The following is a 16,109-nucleotide window of genomic DNA, read 5'->3' as shown; positions in this document are numbered from 1 at the left end:
CGCACCGGCGGTTACGCCTTCTTCAGAACCTCAGCCACCGGCGTGCTGGCGCGGCCGATCAACTTCTGCAGATCACCGGACTCGGTGTCCAGCGCTCCCTTGGCGATTGCAGCGTCGGAATCCGCGAGAATCTCTGCGACTGGGGCAGGCAGTCCGACGCTCTCGAGAATGCCCTTGTATGCCTCCTCCGGCACAAACTGATACACGACAGGCTTGCCGGCAAATTCGCTGACCTTCTCCGCGAACTGGGCGTACGTCAGACGCTCGTCGCCACCCAATTCGTAGACTGCGCCTTCGTGGCCGTCCGTGGTGACGACAACTGCGGCAGCGTCGGCGTAGTCGGCCCGCGCTGCAGCGGCGATCTTTCCGTCAGCGCCCGCTCCGGCCACTGCGCCGCGCTCGATAACGCCGGCCAGGTCATTGAGGAAGTTCTCCCAGTACCAACCGTTGCGCAAGAGTGCGAACGGAATTCCACTCGCGGCAAGCACATCCTCGGTCGCCTTGTGCTCGGCTGCGAGCTTCATCGGCGTATCCTGAGCGTCCAAAATGCTTGTGTACGCGATGAATCCGACGCCTGCAGCCTTTGCCGCGTTGATGATGTTTGTGTGCTGCGCAAGCCGCTGGCCCACCTCACTGCCCGAGATCAGCACCACTTTGTCGACGCCGGCAAAGGCTGCTTCCAATGCGGTGGCGTCGGTGTAGTCGGCCTTGCGAACCACCACGCCGCGGGCTGCGAGATCCGCCGCCTTCTCCGGATTACGAACCACGGCGACGATGTCCGACGCGGGTGTGCCCCGCGTGATCAGTGCCTCGACAACAAGTTGTCCGAGGTTTCCCGTTGCTCCGGTGACTGCGATGCTCATGCGAACTCCCGTTTTAGGTTGAAGCGTAAATGTGCTCTGCAACCATCATGCACTAATTATTCGTAAGTGCAACCCTGCAAGTTAGCGCTATCGGTATGTTTAGTAGTAACCTGGGGACATGACCAGCACCGATACCCCTGACTGTGCTGCCGAAACAGATCAGGATCCCACCCTCGAGGCCGATGTGTTCGCTCGCGGATGCAATTCTCGGGCAGCGCTCCAGAACGCAACCGGCCGCTGGGGCGCACTTGCATTGGCAGCACTCCACGAAGGCCCGTACCGGTTCAGCGCACTACGTCGACGCGTCGACGGCGTCAGCGAGCGCATGCTCTCGCAGACCCTGCAGACACTGGAGCGGGATGGTCTCGTGCACCGTGAAGTGCTCGAAACCATCCCGCCCAAAGTGGAATACAGCCTGACCGAACTCGGCGCAGACGTGGCCGGCAAGATCACCGCCCTGATCGAATTGCTCGAATCCCGCGTGCCGACAATCATTGCGTCACAAGAGTCTTACGACGCCCGCAATCAGTGACGCCCGCAATCAGGGAGGCCCGCAATCGGTAAAGCCTGAGAGTCAGTCGAGCGCCCCCGAAAGCTGAGCGATGAACTCGTCGAACGCATACGGGACGCTCAAGACCGTCGGCGCTGACGTTGCCATCGCGTAGTCCATTCCGACGAGGCGAACAATCCGGCCGTTCGACACCGAGGTCATGTTGGCAAACGGACCGAAGGCCATCAGCTTGTCGAGATTGGTGCCGTCGGCGTCAACCAGAATGAAGACGTCCGCGTCGAGGGTTTCGATGGACTCCATCCCCACGGACACCGAACTGTCGCCGGACGTGCACACCGCGTCGACCCCGGGCGAGGTCTTCAGCCCGAGCTGACCCAGCAGACGGATGCGAGGATCGGTGTTGCAGAACACGATCAGGCCCTCGTCGGTGCGCATCGCGTATGTTGCCGTCTTGCCCTCGAACTGCGGATGTTCGGCGGCTTGCCGCTCGAAATACGCTCCGGTGTCGTCGATCAACTCCTGTGCGCGTGCGGGCTGCCCGAGCGCTGCACCGATCATGCTCATCTGCTTGTCCCAGGCGGTGTCCCAGGGCTGATCGGGAAATGCGACGGTGGGCGCGATGTCACTCAGTCGCTGATATTTCTCCGCGGTGATCCCCGAATACACGGCAAGGATCAGGTCGGGGTCGAGGGCAAGGATCTGCTCGAACGGCACATCCGGATTGGTGGTCATCAGAACCGGCGTCGCGCCGTTCAACAGTGAAGCGTCCCAAGGCAATATGTTGTTCTCGACACCGTCGCCCGAGAAGCTCTCCATCGCGACGGGCACCTTGTTCAGGGCAAGCACCGAATCTTGGCTGCTCCATCCGATGGTCACGATCCGCATGGGTTCGGCATCGATCGTGGTCGAACCGTAGGCGTGGTCGACTGTCACCGGAAAGGCGCCGGCTTCGGCGGATGCCGTCGAAGCCGCGGTCGACTCGGTACCGGCCGAGTTTCCACACGCGGTGAGACCGAGAGCCAGAGCGGCCGCGAGCAGTACACAACGAGTTTTCATGAATCGGGACGCTAGTGCGCCGTCAGCTCAGACCTGGACTCGAAGTCGCGATCTGGCGTGTTGGCAATACAAAAAGGCCCGTGCGCCTTTCTGGTTGCGTGAGCTACCAGAAAGACGCACGGGGGCCGCAGGCCCTACCTAGAAGTTGATCATGTGGCCGGCGAGGCCGTGGATCGCTTCCTGCAGCGCCTCACTGAGCGTGGGGTGCGTGTGGACGTTGCGTGCCAACTCGTTGACCGTGAGGTCCCACTTCTGGGCCAGGGTCAGCTCGGGCAGCAGTTCCGAGACGTCCGGTCCGATGAGGTGTCCACCGAGCAGTTCGCCGTGTGTGGTGTCGGCGATCAGCTTGACGAAACCGGTCGGGTCACCGAGACCGTGAGCCTTGCCGTTCGCTGCGAACGGGAAGTTCGCGACCTTGATGTCGTAGCCCTCGGCCTTGGCCTGCTCCTCGGTCAACCCGAAGGACGCGACCTGCGGCTGGCAGAACGTCGCACGCGGCATCATCCGGTAGTCACCGAGCGTCTGCGTGTCCGCGCCGCCGATGGTCTCGGCAGCAACGACGGCCTGCGCCTCCGCGACGTGTGCCAGCTGCAGCTTGGCGGTCACGTCACCGATGGCGAAGATGTTCTCGACGTTGGTGCGCATGTAGTCGTCGATCGCGATGGCGCCGCGGTCGGTGAGGGCGACACCGGTGTTCTCGAGGCCGAAGCCCTCCACGCGCGGTGCAAATCCGACGGACTGCAGAACCTTGTCCACGACCACGGTTTCGATCTCGCCGGACTTGTTGTCCTTGATCGAAACGCTGACCTTGCTGCCGTCGTCACTGATGGACTGGACAGCGGCGCCGGTCTTGATGGTGACGCCGAGCTTCTTGTACTGCTTCGCGATTTCCTTCGAGACGTCGGCGTCCTCGTTGGGCAGTGCCCGGTCGAGGAACTCCACGATCGTCACGTCGACGCCGTAGTTCTTGAGGACGTAACCGAACTCCATGCCGATGGCGCCGGCGCCGACGATGAGGATCGAGCCCGGCAGGTCGCGGGTGAGGATCTGCTCTTCGTAGGTCACCACGTTCTCGCTCAGCGAGGTACCCGGCAGCAGCTTGGTGTAGGAACCGGTGGCGATGATCGCGTTGTCGAACGTGATCGTCTCGGTGCCTCCCTTGCTGAGCTCGACGTTGATGGTGTTGGCGTCGGCGAACGTGCCTTTGCCGTCGAATTCGGCGATCTTGTTCTTCTTCATCAAGAAGTGGATGCCCTTGACTCGCCCGTCCGCAACCTTGCGGCTGCGATCGAAGGCGGAGCCGAAATCGAAGGACACGTCTCCGGACATGCCGAACGTCTTCGCTTCTTTTGTGAAGATGTGCGCGAGTTCGGCATTGCGGAGAAGCGCCTTGGACGGGATGCAGCCCACGTTCAGGCACACACCGCCCCAGTACTTCTGCTCGATGATGGCAGTGCTCAGGCCCAGTTGTGCCGCGCGGATAGCAGCGACGTACCCACCGGGGCCGGCTCCGAGGACAACGACGTCATAGTGTGAGGTCACGATGTAACAGGGTAGTCCTGCATCGTTTTCCTGTCCCCGGATGGTCGCCTTACCGGCCAGTAGACCAAACTTCTGCGGCAACTCGGGCGAAATTTCCGCCGTAGATCGCTTCGATCGAGGACTCGTCGAAACCGCGCCGACGCAGAACGACGTCCAAGGTGAGGGTGTCTTCCGGCGGAACCCACTGCAGCGGTCCCCACGCGGTGTACGCCTCGGAGAACGACGCCGCATGATTGTGTATCTCGTCGAGGAAGTCCTCCGCGTCGAACGAATAGTCCGAACCGATCCCGACGTGATCGACACCGACGAGTCCGACGGCTTCCTCGATGTGATCGGCCATCGCCTCCAGCCTGGCTTTGTTGTCGTCGGGGCCGTTGACGCCGAGGAAGATTCCCACGCCGTTGATCCCGATAACTCCGCCGGTGTCGGCACACGCCTTGGCCTGATCGTCGGTGATGTTTCGGGGGTGCTCCCACAATCTGCGGAGATTCGAATGGCTGTAGATCATGGGACGTGTCGTGGCAGCGGCCAGATCCAGACCGGTCCGGGTCGAGCAGTGCGAGCCGTCCACCATCATGCCGACGCGGTTCATCTCGGCCACGAGTTCGCGGCCGTACGCAGTCAAGCCTGTGTCGACGGCGTCGAGGCACCCACAGCCGGCGGCGTTGACGTGGTTGTACGTCGGCAACATCGACCGCACGCCCAGATCGTAGAAGTACGCGATGTTGTCGGGATCGCCGTCCAGTGGGTTGGAATCCTCGAGGTCGAATGCCAGCGCGATTCCGCCGGATCGCTGCACGTCGGCAACATCGAGAATCGTCGAGACCGGTGTGATTTCCGGATACTCGACGCGCGCCTGCCAGGCAAAGCTCTTGACCAGCGCGGTTGAATCCGCACGTGTGTGAGGCGCATAACCGACATTGACCGAAACGTAACTGCCCTCAGGCCGCCGGTACCGCAATAGCTCCGCAATGGAGGCATTGGACTGCAAAGGCAGGCAGCAGTGCTGTTCCCAGATCGGATATGTCCGGTTCACCCGTTGAGCATATAGGTAAACAGCGAGGTCAATCCGAAACTGGTCAATCGTTCAGCAAATCTTCGGTTCACTGGCGAATAGCGCGCCGATGCTGTAGAAAGATCAAGACTTGCACGCTCTATATGCGTCGGGATGCAAAAACCCATACGGAGAAGTGTCGACGAAGGATCGTTCCACCCGGGGCGGATCTACAAGGTAATTCAGGTGGAGGGTTCTTAAGCCTATGCGTTCTCGTACATTCAAGCGCGGCCGTGTGGTCGCCGCGATTGCAGCGGTGTCCGTGCTGCCGATGCTTGTCAGTCCGGCCATGGCTTCTGCCGGTGGTGACACCGCTGGAACTCGTACCGCTCCCGCAGCGTATTCGACGGATTCGTACCTCGCGAGCCGCACCGACAACGGTCGCAAGTCCACGATCACCGTGTACTCGCCGTCGATGGGTCGCGACATTCCCCTCGAGGTCATCCTTCCGGCTGACACGAGCGAACCGCGTCCGACGCTCTACCTCCTCAACGGTGCAGGTGGCGGCGAAGACCGCGCGACCTGGCAGCGTCAGACCGATGTCATGGATTTCTTCAATGACAAGAACGTCAACGTCGTCACCCCGATCGAAGGCGCATTCAGCTACTACACCGACTGGGTTAACGAAGATCCGGCTCTCGGTGTTCAGAAGTGGCAGACATTCCTGACACAGGAACTCCCGCCCGTCATCGACGCCGAGTTCAACACCAACAAGGTGCAGTCGATCTCCGCGATCTCCATGACCGCCACCTCGGTGCTCAACCTCGCGATCGCAGCCCCCGGCCTCTACAAGAGCGTCGGCGCGTACAGCGGTTGCGCCGAGACCAGCACCCCGGTCGGCCAGAGCTCCATCGAACTGGTTGTCGGCATGCGCGGCGACGCGGATGTCACCAACATGTGGGGCCCGCTCGACGGACAGGGCTGGATCGACAACGACCCGGTTGTCAACGCCGAGAAGCTCCGCGGCACCGAGCTGTACGTCTCCACCGGCTCCGGTTTGCCCGGCCCGCACGACACCCTCGCCAACGAGGCAGTCGACGGCCAGGTCGGCGTGTTGGCCAACCAGATCATCGTCGGCGGCATCATCGAGGCAGCGGTCAACTACTGCACCCACAACCTCGCGTACCGCTTGAACGAACTGCAGATCCCGGCAACGTTCGACTTCAAGCCCACCGGCACCCACTCGTGGGGCTACTGGCAGGACGATCTCCACAACTCGTGGCCGATGATCGCCAACTCCATGGGCGTCTGACACCACCAGCTTCAAGCACTCGACCCCGCTCTCCTCGACTTGGAGAGCGGGGTTGTGTGCTACATGGATGCTGGAACCATAAAACGCTCCCCTGACCATGGCAATTCTGGTTTACTGACCAGTGACATCGACCCCGGACACACGCCGGGGCACACGTAGTGGAGGTTTCAGATCGTATGGGCGCTCGTACATTCACGCGGGGACGTTTGGTCGCTGCAGTAGCGGCACTGTCCGTGATCCCGATGCTGATCAGTCCCGCCATCGCCTCCGCGGGCGGCGACTCATCCGGCACAACGGCACAAGCCACATCGGGTACCTCCGGTTCGTACCTCGCGAGCCGTAGCGACAACGGCCGCAAGTCCACGATCTCCGTGTACTCGGCGTCGATGGGTCGTAACATTCCGCTCGAGGTCATCCTCCCCGCGGACAACAGCGCACCGCGCCCGACGCTCTACCTCCTCAACGGCGCAGGCGGCGGCGAAGACTCTGCGACGTGGCAGCGCAAGACCGACGTCATGAACTTCTTCCAGGACAAGAACCTCAACGTCGTCACCCCGCTCGAAGGCGCATTCAGCTACTACACCGACTGGGTCAACGACGATCCCGAACTCGGTCGTCAGAAGTGGCAGACGTTCCTGACACAGGAACTCCCGCCCGTCATCGACGCCGAATTCAACACCAACAAGGTCCAGTCGATCTCCGCGATCTCCATGACCGCCACGTCGGTTCTCAACCTCGCGATCGCGGCCCCCGGTCTGTACAAGAGCGTCGGCGCGTACAGCGGTTGCGCCGAGACCAGCACTCCTGTCGGCCAGGGTGCTATTCAGCTGGTCACCGGCATCCGTGGTGGAGCTGACATCGCGAACATGTGGGGCCCGGTGGGCAGTCAGGGTTGGATCGACAACGACCCGGTTGTCAACGCCGAGAAGCTTCGCGGCACCGAACTCTACGTGTCCACCGGCTCCGGTCTGCCCGGCCCGCACGACACCCTCGCCAACCCGGCAATGAACGGTGAACCCGCCAATCTGGCCAACCAGATCATTGTGGGCGGCCTCATCGAGGCAGCGGTCAACTACTGCACCCACAATCTGGCCTACCGTCTGAATCAGCTGCAGATCCCCGCGCAGTTCGACTTCAAGCCCACCGGTACCCACTCGTGGGGCTACTGGCAGGACGATCTCCACAACTCGTGGCCGATGATCGCGCGTTCGCTGAACGTCTGAGTCCGCACTTTCGACCCCGCTCCCACTGCCTTTCGGGAGCGGGGTCGAATGCTGTCGGCGGGGAGCAGTAAGAATGGAGCCATGACATCCGATCAGAACTCCCCCGTCGACAGCGATCCGTACCTGTGGCTCGAAGACGTCACGGGTGAGACCGCTCTCGACTGGGTGCGTGCGCACAACGCCGTCACCGAAGCGCAACTCGCAACCGGTGAGCGCTTCGAGCAGATGCAATCGGATGTCCGCGAGGTCCTCGACACCGACGCTCGCATCCCATACGTGCGTCGCCGCGGCGAATATCTGTACAACTTCTGGCGCGACGGCACCAACATTCGTGGATTGTGGCGACGGACCACGCTCGAGCAGTATCAAAGCGACAACCCCGAGTGGGACGTGTTGGTCGACCTCGACGCGTTGGCCGAAGCCGAGGGTGAGAACTGGGTCTGGAAGGGCACGCAGTTGCTGCGCCCCCACCGCGATCGCGCCTTGATCAGTTTGTCGCGCGGTGGAGCCGACGCCGCAGTGGTTCGCGAATTCGACATGGAGACACGGCAATTCCTCTCTCCTGACGGACCCGATGCAGGTTTCTACCTCCCCGAGGCCAAGACCGACATCGACTGGATCGACATCGACACCGTGTATCTCGGAACGGATATCGGGCCGGGATCACTCACCGATTCCGGTTACCCCCGTCTCGCACAGCGATGGAAGCGCGGCACTCCCCTCTCCAGCGCCGAAACGCTGTACGAGGGCGAAAGCACCGACGTTGCGATTTCCGCATCACATGATCCGACGCCTGGCTTCGAGCGGGACTTCGTCACCCGCTCCGTCGATTTCTACAACTCTCGACGGTTCCAGCTCACCCTCGACGACGAACTCGTTCTGATCGACACACCCGAAGACGCCGGCATCTCGATTCACCACGAGTGGTTGCTGATTCGCACCAAATCGCCGTGGACGGTCGAGGACACCGAGTACGCGACGGGCACCTTGCTGGCGGCTCGGTACGAGGATTACCTCGCGGGCGCTCGCGAACTCACGGTCCTGTTCGAGCCAGACGATCATTCGTCGCTCGACCACTACAGCTGGACCCGCGATCATCTCATTCTCGTCGTTCTGACCGACGTCCGGACCACCCTGCGCATTCTGACTCCCGCCGACAACACTTGGGACGAAAGGCCTTTCGAGGGCCTGCCCGAGCTCACCACCATCGAAATCCTGGACACCGATCCCGATTCCGGCAACGAGTACTTCCTCAACGCCAGCGGATACACCTCGCCGGCAACGCTTCTGCACGGAGTCATCGGGGAATCCGAACCCACAGTTGTCAAGTCTGCGCCCGCATTCTTCGATGCCACAGACATTGTGACGCAACAGTTCTTCGCAACCTCGGCCGACGGTACCCAGGTCCCCTACTTCGTGGTCGGCACCGAAGACAGCACACCCGGACCCACTCTTCTTTACGGCTACGGCGGATTCGAGGTGTCGCTGACGCCGTCGTACAGCGGTTCCATCGGGCGGGCCTGGCTCACTCGCGGCGGCACGTACGTCGTGGCCAACATCCGCGGCGGCGGCGAGTACGGGCCAGGTTGGCACACACAGGTTCTCAAGTCCGGACGCCACAAGGTGCACGAGGATTTTGCGGCTGTCGCTCGCGATCTGGTCGACCGCGGCATCACCACACCGGAATTGTTGGCCGCCCAGGGTGGTAGCAACGGCGGATTGCTCATGGGCATCATGCTCACCAAGTACCCAGAGTTGTTCGGCGCCATAGTCTGCCAGGTTCCGCTCCTCGACATGCGACGGTTCCATCTCCTCCTGGCCGGCGCATCCTGGATGGCGGAGTACGGCGACCCCGACAACGCTGACGAGTGGTCTTTCATCTCGCAGTACAGCCCGTATCAGAACATCGACGCGGACGGCTCGTACCCGCCGATCCTCATCGCGACGTCCACTCGCGACGACCGCGTCCACCCAGCGCACGCTCGCAAGATGGCCGCACGCCTGGAGGAACTGGGCAAGCCGGTGCTGTACTTCGAGAACATCGAAGGCGGGCACGGCGGCGCCGCGGACAACGCGCAGTTGGCCTACAAGACCGCGCTGACCTACGAATTCCTGTGGCAGAAGTTCAGCTGACTGATCAGCGGTCGCGCAGCCAGGCGACGATGCACTCGGTCACAGCATCCGGTTTCCGGATCCAGCCGTTGTGACCGAGTGGTTCGTCGACGTGCACCATCGTCACCTGTGAGCCGGTGAGCTTGTCCACCAAGTTCTTTGCGGATCGACGCGGAGCAAGGTCGTCGCCGTCGATGGTGACGGACAGGACCGGCAGGTTCAGGCGGGCGATCCGCTCCTCGTAATCGATGTCCGCGCCGACGGGTTCGATGGTGCCGGTGCGCGCAAATCTGGCCCAGTCGGTGATCAACACTTTCGACTGCCGCCCGAAGCCGCCTACGCTCAGGCGATCACCGGGCCAGAACCCGGCGATGTTGGCTGTCACCGACATCGCCGACGAACCCAGATACAACCCCGGAGCGCGAATGCCCGGGAAGCCCCGGTGATACGGCGAACCAGACGCCACCAGGATCAACCCACCGAGGCGTCCGCGAATCCTCGCCGCGTACATCGTCCCCAACTGGCCGCCCATGCTGTGACCGAGCAGGAATGGTGTACTCGCTGGGAACCTTTCGCGCACCACTTCGAAGGTGGCGGGGAAATCTACCGACACCAACTCCTGATACCCGAAACTCGACGACGCACTTGGTCGCGGCCGGCTGTCGCCTTGGCCACGCAATTCCCCGATCGCCGCGTTGAACCCCGCGGTGACCAACGCTTCGGCCACCGGATCGTAGAACCCAGCAGGCACACCGAGACCGGGAAACATCACGACGACGGGAGCGTCGTCGACCGGTCCCGGAAACAGGCGGATCGGAGTGACGGTTCCATCGGGAAGTTGGATCGGCACGGTCTCCATTCGTCTCACACTAACGACCGCGACGGCATCGGTCAGCAGTCTTGCTATTCCAGGCTGCCCACAACCAGCGGATCAGGCGTTCCGACGATGTCGTGATCCTTGTTGTCGTAGTCGAACTGGCTGAGGACATGCCGCATCGCGTTGATCCGCGCACGCTTCTTGTCGTTGCTCTTGATGACGGTCCACGGAGCGGTCTCCGTATCGGTGAAGCGGATCATTTCTTCCTTCGCGGCGGTGTACGCATCCCACTTGTCGAGGGAGGCGATGTCCATCGGCGAAAGCTTCCACTGCCGAACGGGATCCACCTGCCGAATCGCGAACCGCGTCCGCTGCTCGAGCGGTGAGACGGAGAACCAGAACTTGATGAGGCTGATGCCGTCGTCGACAAGCATCTGCTCGAACAACGGCACCTGCCGCAGGAAACGCTCGTGTTCCTCGTCCGTACAGAACCCCATGACACGCTCGACTCCGGCCCGGTTGTACCAGGAGCGATCGAACATCACGAGTTCGCCCGCAGCGGGAAGATGCTGCACATAGCGCTGGAAGTACCACTGCGTCGACTCTCGCGCCGACGGCTTTTCCAGCGCAACGACGCGTGCGCCTCGCGGGTTGAGGTGTTCCATGAAGCGCTTGATGGTGCCGCCTTTGCCTGCTGCGTCGCGGCCTTCGAACACGATCGCGTGGCGGGCACCGGTTTCTTTAGACCAGTTCTGCAGCTTCAGGAGTTCGATCTGCAGCAGACGCTTGGCGATCTCGTACTCTTCGCGTGACATCCGAGAGTCGTACGGGTATCCCTCGCGCCACGTGTCGACCTCGAAACCGCCTGGTGCCGTGAGTAACACGGGATCATCGTCATCGCTGTCATCGACGGTGAATGCTGTCGTGTCAGTCAGGTCCACCGCACTCGACAGGTCGGCGAAGGCACTGAGAAAAGGACGGCGCTCTGCTATCTCGGTCATTCCCGACAGGCTAGCCGTCAACAGCAACCAGTTGGTGACGCCCTGATGAACGGGCGAATTCGATGCTCGGTGAAGATCAGGGATAGATGGGGGTGATTCCCGATGGTCGAAGTGGCCTGGTCAGGCCAGACTTGAACCATGACATTCGAGAGCAACACACCCCGCCCGTTCACCCGATCCACCGAAAACAAAATGCTCGCCGGAGTGTGCGGCGGGATTGCAGAATATTTTGGCGCCGACGTCAATCTGATTCGTGTTCTGGCAGTGATTGCCGCCGTCTGCACCGGTGGAACTGCAGCCTTGGTCTATCTTGCAGCGTGGATGCTCATGCCATTGGGATAGCGCGCCCGAGAAAAGTATTGCGGGGCCCACGCATTTCTCGCGTGGACCCCACAATAAAAACTCTTGACCTATTTCGCGGCTTTGAGCGTTCCACCACTGAGTTCGGCAAGCGCGGTCAGGCCTTTGACAGCGATTTCGCTGACACTGCCTAGTCCCTGGCCGATAAGAGTTCCGACAGAACCCGCAGCATCCATTACGGAGCCTTCAATCATGTTTGTTCTCCTTCTATCCGCACAGTTACGGGATGGTCAGATAATTCAGAACTGCAAGACTACGGAGCGACAACAGCGGGTGCGAAACTGATGGTGTCAAGAGATCCGGAGATCCCACCGAAGGTGTCACTCAACGAGCCGAACAAGTTGGCACCCAAGTTATCCAACCCTAACAGCACATTCACCAGTGCCTGAGTTGCGGTTTCGCCATTCTCCATAACATAACCGAGGATGTTTACCAGCGACCCCATTTTTAACTCCTCAACAGAAAACTTGCGAACATTGTCTATCAGCACGTTAGCGGCAAAACTGAAATTCAGTGGCGAAATGGAAAATTGTCTGTCAATCTCCATAATTAAGGTCAAATATGCAGGTACAGAGCATTTTGGGGCCCGCGCGACGTGCGCCCGGGCCCCAAAACCAAGCTCTTTTGTGCTACTTGGCGGCTTTCAGCGTTCCACCGCTCAGTTCGGCAAGAGCGGTGAGGCCCTTGACAGCAATATCGGCAACACTGCCCATGCCCTGGCCGATAATGGTGCCAACGGAACCCGCAGCATCCATGACGGATCCTTCAATCATGTTGTACTCCTAAATATCTGTTGAGTGAAGTGGATGTGCCAACTGCTCAGATTGCAGGATCAAGCTGGCGGGATAACTTCAGGCAGGAAACTAATCGTGTCGAGAGATCCGGAGATCCCTCCGAAGGTGTCACTCAGAGAGCCGAAGAGATTGGCACCCAAGTTATCCAATCCCATCAGCATGTTGAGAAGGCTCCCCAGCTGAGTGCCCATCCCGTCCGGTCCAAGAAGAATGTCCATCAAAGAACCCATGACTGAACTCCCTATCTAGAAGGATCCCCACTCGACCGCCAAAGAATCGGTTCCGGCGAAGGTTCACCGTTGATGTGTCGTCTACGACCTTAGTGTTAATCCTAGAACCTGTGTCCGAAATGAACGATTAACTCGATTTTCCCATTCTCGAAACAATTTACCGGACAAAATTCATTGCGATCCACAACAATTCCGGCCCGGCGGGCACCTGACCGGAAAATCATTCGACGGCAGGGACGTCGCACTCCACCGCCTGGCGCAGTTCGTCGAAACTCTCGCGCAGCAGCACGACATAGTGCTCCGGATCGGGCATCGCTCCGCGAGCGACGATGACATTGAGCGTCAACGCGCCGCCGGCCGCGGCAATCAGGAAGTGGCGCAAAACATCTCCGTCAACCGGCGCCTGCCCACCCAACACGGCAACTGCGGGCGCACCGTCGAACACGTTTCCGTCGATCGTCACCGGGACATTACTGATCGTGGTGTGCTGCATGACCTCACGATCCGTATTCAGCTTGTTGAGGCGCCTGGCCAGCCCCGTCAAACGTAGTAACGGCGCAGGTGACGTCTCGATACGTGTGCTGAATTTCCGGACAGCGAGGTGCGAGCTACGCTCCTTGGCCACTTGCGCAGAATCCCGGATCCGGGTCAGTTTCTCGACCGGATCCGCAACGTCGGAGTGCAGATCGACGGTCAGGAGCGCGAGCTGATTGGCCGACTCCCATTCCGCAATCTGCCGCATCGAGCGCGGAACCATTGCCGCCAGAGGGCGTTCCGGCCGCTCGTCCTTCTCCTCGAGATACTTCTCGAGCGCCCCAGCCACCACCGTCAGAAAGATATCGTTCACCGTCACCCCTGGCACGGCGGCTCTGATCGCCTTGATGTCAGCACCGTCGAGCGTCACGAACTCCAGGGCCAGATCACCCTCCAGCACGTGGTTGAAACGCGTCGGCGGGCGGTCTGCGACGTACTTCGCCAACTCACCGGATTCCTCGGCCTGTGTGATCTCTTCTGCGGCTACCTTTGTCGCCGAGAGACCCTTCCCGAACCGGATCAGTTGTCCCGGGAACCCGAGGACACTGCGCCCCATCATCTCCACGAGCGGCAGACCCGATTCCCGTGCGGATGACTTGGGTTTTGCCGGCCCCGAGAACAATCGGTTGGTGAGGTTCCTGATCTCCAAACCGTCGCCCGCGCTGTGATGTGTCTTGAGCATGATGAGCGTCAGGTCGCCGGGTAGATCGTCGATCCCGCTGATTCCCGTCATGACTTCCAACTCCCAGGGCGGCCGCGTCAGATCCATCGGCGCGCTCAGAGACTTGCCCAGCAACGCTCGCACCGGTGCCCATCCGGGCCCCGACGCCTTGTGCACCCGCACATGATCGTCGACATCGAAATCAGGTGCCGGCACCCAGTACGGATAGTCCAGGTCGAGGGGAACTCGCTGCACTCGGCTCGTGAACAGCGGCCAGTACCCGAACCGTTCCGAAATCCATCCAACCGCGTCGGCGTGTGTCATGTCGGCCAGCGGGTGGCCCGCAGTGTCGAAGAAGTACGCGCACACCATATGACTGAGGTGGCCCTCGGACTCGTTGTAGATGAACTCCGCATCCCGCGGACCCAACTGAGCTACCCCGGTTGGCAACGAGTTCCGAAAGATCATGTGTGCCCCTCACATCCGACGCTGGAAGACTGTCCGGATTCTATCGGTCAGGTGTCCAAATATCCGGGGATTGCCCAGGCTTCTCCCCCGGACCTGAGTGCACACAAGTTCCTGGCGGCAGGCACAGCCCTCCGTCCACCCGATGAGTTGTGGGCAACCGTGCACGCGACATGAGGCCGAGCCGCCGCACTCACTCCCGCTGGCTGGGCCGAACAATTGCCGACGCGAATCGGGCAACACTAAGGTGACTGCGATCACAGATTCGCGGCAAGGACAGGAGTTCATGGTGAGAACCACTCGCAAGGTGGACGATCCGGTGTCGGTTGTCGATCGAATTTCGGCCATCCTCGAAACCTTCGAGAACACAGGGCCACTCACGCTCGCCGAGGTAACTCAGCGAACGGGGATCCCTCGCTCCACCGCTCACCGCCTGCTCGAGCAACTCGTGACCAAGCGGTGGATCACTCGGCAAGAACACCGATACGAACTCGGCAGCAAGTCGTACGAACTCGGCCAGTGGGCACTCAATCAGAACCGGCTACGCCACGGTGCCGTGCCTGTCTTGAACCGGTTGGCTCGTTCCACCGGGCTGACGGTCCATCTGGCGGCACTGAACAACAGTGACGTCTTGTACTTGGACCGCGTCCCCGGACGAACGCCACTAGCACTCCCCAGCCGTGTCGGCTCGCGACTTCCCGCACACGTCACCGCCGTCGGCAAGGCGATTCTGGCCAATCTCGAACCAGACAAGATGCAGAGCATTACTCGCGCTCCGCTTCGCAAGACAACCCAGTACAGCATCGCGTCGCAAGAACACCTCTACACAGAATTGGATCGCGTCCGCGACCGCGGGGTAGCGATGGACCGCGAAGAATCAGTGCTCGGAATTGCCTGCGTGGCAACGTCAATCGGTCCGCGCGATCACTACTACGGCAACCGCGCAGCGCTCTCCGTCTGCGGACCGATCGACGACATGAAAATGAACCAACTCGTATCAACGGTGCGTATCGCAGCGCGCGATATCTGGGATACCTGCGTCGCAAACGATCTTCGAGCCAAGAATCAATTCGAAGCGTCCTGATTCTGCTCCTCCGTGCGCCCCATGAGTTGCGCGTACATCGCACGATCCGTTCGCGGGCCACCAGGCGTCGTGGCGCCGTATCGTTCGATCTCGGCAGCGATGTCCAGCGGTCGCGTGTGCGCAACACCAGGCACAAGTTCACCGTCGAGTAGCCCGTCCGGTACCAGCCAGGTGACTTCGAATTCGATTCCGTCAGGGTCGCGACCGTACAGGGCCTTGGTCGCAGCGTGATTGGACGCTCCGCCGAGAGCATTTGCGGCCAGCATGCGATCGCGGCATTGCGCGAGTTCGCTCAGCGTCTCAACCTCCCAGGCCAGGTGGTAGAGACCAACCGCGCCATCACGCGCACGCGGCGCGCTGGCCTGAAAGAGTCCCAGGTCGTGATCGTTTGCCGAATTCGCTCCGCGAAGGAACGCGCCGCCGGGGAAATTCACGGGAAGCTTCTCGAATCCCAGTACGTCACAGTAGAACGACGCACTCCGCTCGACGTCGGAAACGAACAGCACCGCATGGTTCAGGCTTCGAATAGCCATTGTTCTCCCTCATCTAT

Annotated in this window: 18 protein-coding genes; 6 read left to right on the top strand and 12 right to left on the bottom strand. The window is 61.1% G+C overall.

The features are described 5' to 3' along the window. Positions 1-11: 11 nt before the first annotated feature. Positions 12-863, bottom strand: coding sequence for an SDR family oxidoreductase (locus R4P64_RS25215; RefSeq protein ID WP_141484852.1), 852 nt, complete (start codon positions 861-863; stop codon positions 12-14). A 118-nt stretch (positions 864-981) separates the two neighbouring features. Between R4P64_RS25215 and R4P64_RS25210 the strand changes: the two genes are divergently transcribed. After that, on the top strand, positions 982-1,395 hold the full coding sequence (locus tag R4P64_RS25210) for a winged helix-turn-helix transcriptional regulator (protein WP_095886770.1): 414 nt from the start codon (positions 982-984) through the stop codon (positions 1,393-1,395). A gap of 42 nt (positions 1,396-1,437) precedes the next feature. Here R4P64_RS25210 and R4P64_RS25205 read toward each other — a convergent pair whose 3' ends face one another. The 3 genes from R4P64_RS25205 to R4P64_RS25195 form a co-directional block, all read right to left on the bottom strand. Further along, entirely contained in the window at positions 1,438-2,430 is a 993-nt protein-coding gene (locus R4P64_RS25205; RefSeq protein ID WP_095886771.1) for an iron-siderophore ABC transporter substrate-binding protein, read from the bottom strand. A gap of 138 nt (positions 2,431-2,568) precedes the next feature. After that, positions 2,569-3,972, bottom strand: a complete 1,404-nt coding sequence (lpdA, locus tag R4P64_RS25200; RefSeq protein ID WP_033235567.1) for a dihydrolipoyl dehydrogenase — start codon at positions 3,970-3,972, stop codon at positions 2,569-2,571. Positions 3,973-4,021: 49 nt separating this feature from the next. Further along, positions 4,022-5,008: a dipeptidase gene (locus R4P64_RS25195; protein ID WP_033235568.1), complete on the bottom strand. Its 987-nt coding sequence runs from the start codon at positions 5,006-5,008 to the stop codon at positions 4,022-4,024. 223 nt (positions 5,009-5,231) lie between these two features. Between R4P64_RS25195 and R4P64_RS25190 the strand changes: the two genes are divergently transcribed. The 3 genes from R4P64_RS25190 to R4P64_RS25180 all read left to right on the top strand — a co-directional run bounded on the left by R4P64_RS25190 (position 5,232) and on the right by R4P64_RS25180 (position 9,634). Continuing rightward, positions 5,232-6,278 carry an alpha/beta hydrolase gene (locus tag R4P64_RS25190; RefSeq protein ID WP_033235569.1) on the top strand — a complete coding sequence of 349 codons (1,047 nt, stop codon included), beginning with the start codon at positions 5,232-5,234 and terminating at the stop codon, positions 6,276-6,278. A 176-nt stretch (positions 6,279-6,454) separates the two neighbouring features. Further along, positions 6,455-7,501, top strand: a complete 1,047-nt coding sequence (locus R4P64_RS25185) for an alpha/beta hydrolase (protein ID WP_033235570.1) — start codon at positions 6,455-6,457, stop codon at positions 7,499-7,501. Between the two features lie 81 nt (positions 7,502-7,582). Continuing rightward, a complete protein-coding gene (locus tag R4P64_RS25180) occupies positions 7,583-9,634 on the top strand; it encodes a prolyl oligopeptidase family serine peptidase (RefSeq protein ID WP_317823149.1) in 2,052 nt (683 codons plus the stop codon). A 4-nt stretch (positions 9,635-9,638) separates the two neighbouring features. On the opposite strand, the gene R4P64_RS25175 is transcribed toward R4P64_RS25180, so the two are convergent. Both R4P64_RS25175 and ppk2 read right to left on the bottom strand, forming a co-directional pair. After that, on the bottom strand, positions 9,639-10,472 hold the full coding sequence (locus R4P64_RS25175; protein ID WP_033235572.1) for an alpha/beta fold hydrolase: 834 nt from the start codon (positions 10,470-10,472) through the stop codon (positions 9,639-9,641). Between the two features lie 44 nt (positions 10,473-10,516). Continuing rightward, on the bottom strand, positions 10,517-11,431 hold the full coding sequence (gene ppk2 / locus R4P64_RS25170) for a polyphosphate kinase 2 (RefSeq protein ID WP_033235573.1): 915 nt from the start codon (positions 11,429-11,431) through the stop codon (positions 10,517-10,519). A gap of 138 nt (positions 11,432-11,569) precedes the next feature. Between ppk2 and R4P64_RS25165 the strand changes: the two genes are divergently transcribed. Further along, a complete protein-coding gene (locus tag R4P64_RS25165) occupies positions 11,570-11,773 on the top strand; it encodes a PspC domain-containing protein (protein ID WP_116101785.1) in 204 nt (67 codons plus the stop codon). Positions 11,774-11,841: 68 nt separating this feature from the next. On the opposite strand, the gene R4P64_RS25160 is transcribed toward R4P64_RS25165, so the two are convergent. The 5 genes from R4P64_RS25160 to R4P64_RS25140 all read right to left on the bottom strand — a co-directional run bounded on the left by R4P64_RS25160 (position 11,842) and on the right by R4P64_RS25140 (position 14,478). Further along, positions 11,842-11,985 carry a hypothetical protein gene (locus R4P64_RS25160; RefSeq protein ID WP_165826256.1) on the bottom strand — a complete coding sequence of 48 codons (144 nt, stop codon included), beginning with the start codon at positions 11,983-11,985 and terminating at the stop codon, positions 11,842-11,844. A 59-nt stretch (positions 11,986-12,044) separates the two neighbouring features. Continuing rightward, positions 12,045-12,338 (bottom strand): hypothetical protein, encoded by a 294-nt coding sequence (locus R4P64_RS25155; RefSeq protein WP_317823147.1) that lies wholly within the window; start codon positions 12,336-12,338, stop codon positions 12,045-12,047. Between the two features lie 82 nt (positions 12,339-12,420). Further along, complete coding sequence (locus R4P64_RS25150) at positions 12,421-12,564, bottom strand: hypothetical protein (RefSeq protein ID WP_165826254.1); 144 nt, start codon at positions 12,562-12,564, stop codon at positions 12,421-12,423. A 59-nt stretch (positions 12,565-12,623) separates the two neighbouring features. Next, positions 12,624-12,815 carry a hypothetical protein gene (locus R4P64_RS25145; protein WP_045063985.1) on the bottom strand — a complete coding sequence of 64 codons (192 nt, stop codon included), beginning with the start codon at positions 12,813-12,815 and terminating at the stop codon, positions 12,624-12,626. A gap of 220 nt (positions 12,816-13,035) precedes the next feature. After that, complete coding sequence (locus tag R4P64_RS25140; protein WP_317823146.1) at positions 13,036-14,478, bottom strand: wax ester/triacylglycerol synthase domain-containing protein; 1,443 nt, start codon at positions 14,476-14,478, stop codon at positions 13,036-13,038. A gap of 283 nt (positions 14,479-14,761) precedes the next feature. Between R4P64_RS25140 and R4P64_RS25135 the strand changes: the two genes are divergently transcribed. Then, positions 14,762-15,559, top strand: a complete 798-nt coding sequence (locus R4P64_RS25135) for an IclR family transcriptional regulator (protein ID WP_317823145.1) — start codon at positions 14,762-14,764, stop codon at positions 15,557-15,559. Here the strand turns inward: R4P64_RS25135 and R4P64_RS25130 are convergent. Then, positions 15,541-16,092, bottom strand: coding sequence for a VOC family protein (locus R4P64_RS25130; RefSeq protein ID WP_317823144.1), 552 nt, complete (start codon positions 16,090-16,092; stop codon positions 15,541-15,543). The two genes, R4P64_RS25135 and R4P64_RS25130, sit on opposite strands and share 19 nt — an antisense overlap. Between the last annotated feature and the right edge of the window lie 17 nt (positions 16,093-16,109).

The sequence above is a fragment of the Rhodococcus sp. IEGM 1366 genome, from assembly GCF_033142425.1.
Classification (GTDB): Bacteria; Actinomycetota; Actinomycetes; order Mycobacteriales; family Mycobacteriaceae; genus Rhodococcus_F; species Rhodococcus_F globerula.
Note: the sequence above shows the minus strand (reverse complement) of the source record. Positions and strands in the feature narration are given on the sequence as shown.

Coding starts and splice junctions, on each gene's coding strand:
- R4P64_RS25215 (WP_141484852.1), bottom strand. CDS start 863: ATGAGCATCGCAGTCACCGGAGCAACGGGAAACCTCGGACAACTTGTT.
- R4P64_RS25210 (WP_095886770.1), top strand. CDS start 982: ATGACCAGCACCGATACCCCTGACTGTGCTGCCGAAACAGATCAGGAT.
- R4P64_RS25205 (WP_095886771.1), bottom strand. CDS start 2,430: ATGAAAACTCGTTGTGTACTGCTCGCGGCCGCTCTGGCTCTCGGTCTC.
- R4P64_RS25190 (WP_033235569.1), top strand. CDS start 5,232: ATGCGTTCTCGTACATTCAAGCGCGGCCGTGTGGTCGCCGCGATTGCA.
- R4P64_RS25185 (WP_033235570.1), top strand. CDS start 6,455: ATGGGCGCTCGTACATTCACGCGGGGACGTTTGGTCGCTGCAGTAGCG.
- R4P64_RS25180 (WP_317823149.1), top strand. CDS start 7,583: ATGACATCCGATCAGAACTCCCCCGTCGACAGCGATCCGTACCTGTGG.
- R4P64_RS25175 (WP_033235572.1), bottom strand. CDS start 10,472: ATGGAGACCGTGCCGATCCAACTTCCCGATGGAACCGTCACTCCGATC.
- ppk2 (WP_033235573.1), bottom strand. CDS start 11,431: ATGACCGAGATAGCAGAGCGCCGTCCTTTTCTCAGTGCCTTCGCCGAC.
- R4P64_RS25165 (WP_116101785.1), top strand. CDS start 11,570: ATGACATTCGAGAGCAACACACCCCGCCCGTTCACCCGATCCACCGAA.
- R4P64_RS25160 (WP_165826256.1), bottom strand. CDS start 11,985: ATGATTGAAGGCTCCGTAATGGATGCTGCGGGTTCTGTCGGAACTCTT.
- R4P64_RS25155 (WP_317823147.1), bottom strand. CDS start 12,338: ATGGAGATTGACAGACAATTTTCCATTTCGCCACTGAATTTCAGTTTT.
- R4P64_RS25150 (WP_165826254.1), bottom strand. CDS start 12,564: ATGATTGAAGGATCCGTCATGGATGCTGCGGGTTCCGTTGGCACCATT.
- R4P64_RS25145 (WP_045063985.1), bottom strand. CDS start 12,815: ATGGGTTCTTTGATGGACATTCTTCTTGGACCGGACGGGATGGGCACT.
- R4P64_RS25140 (WP_317823146.1), bottom strand. CDS start 14,478: ATGATCTTTCGGAACTCGTTGCCAACCGGGGTAGCTCAGTTGGGTCCG.
- R4P64_RS25135 (WP_317823145.1), top strand. CDS start 14,762: ATGGTGAGAACCACTCGCAAGGTGGACGATCCGGTGTCGGTTGTCGAT.
- R4P64_RS25130 (WP_317823144.1), bottom strand. CDS start 16,092: ATGGCTATTCGAAGCCTGAACCATGCGGTGCTGTTCGTTTCCGACGTC.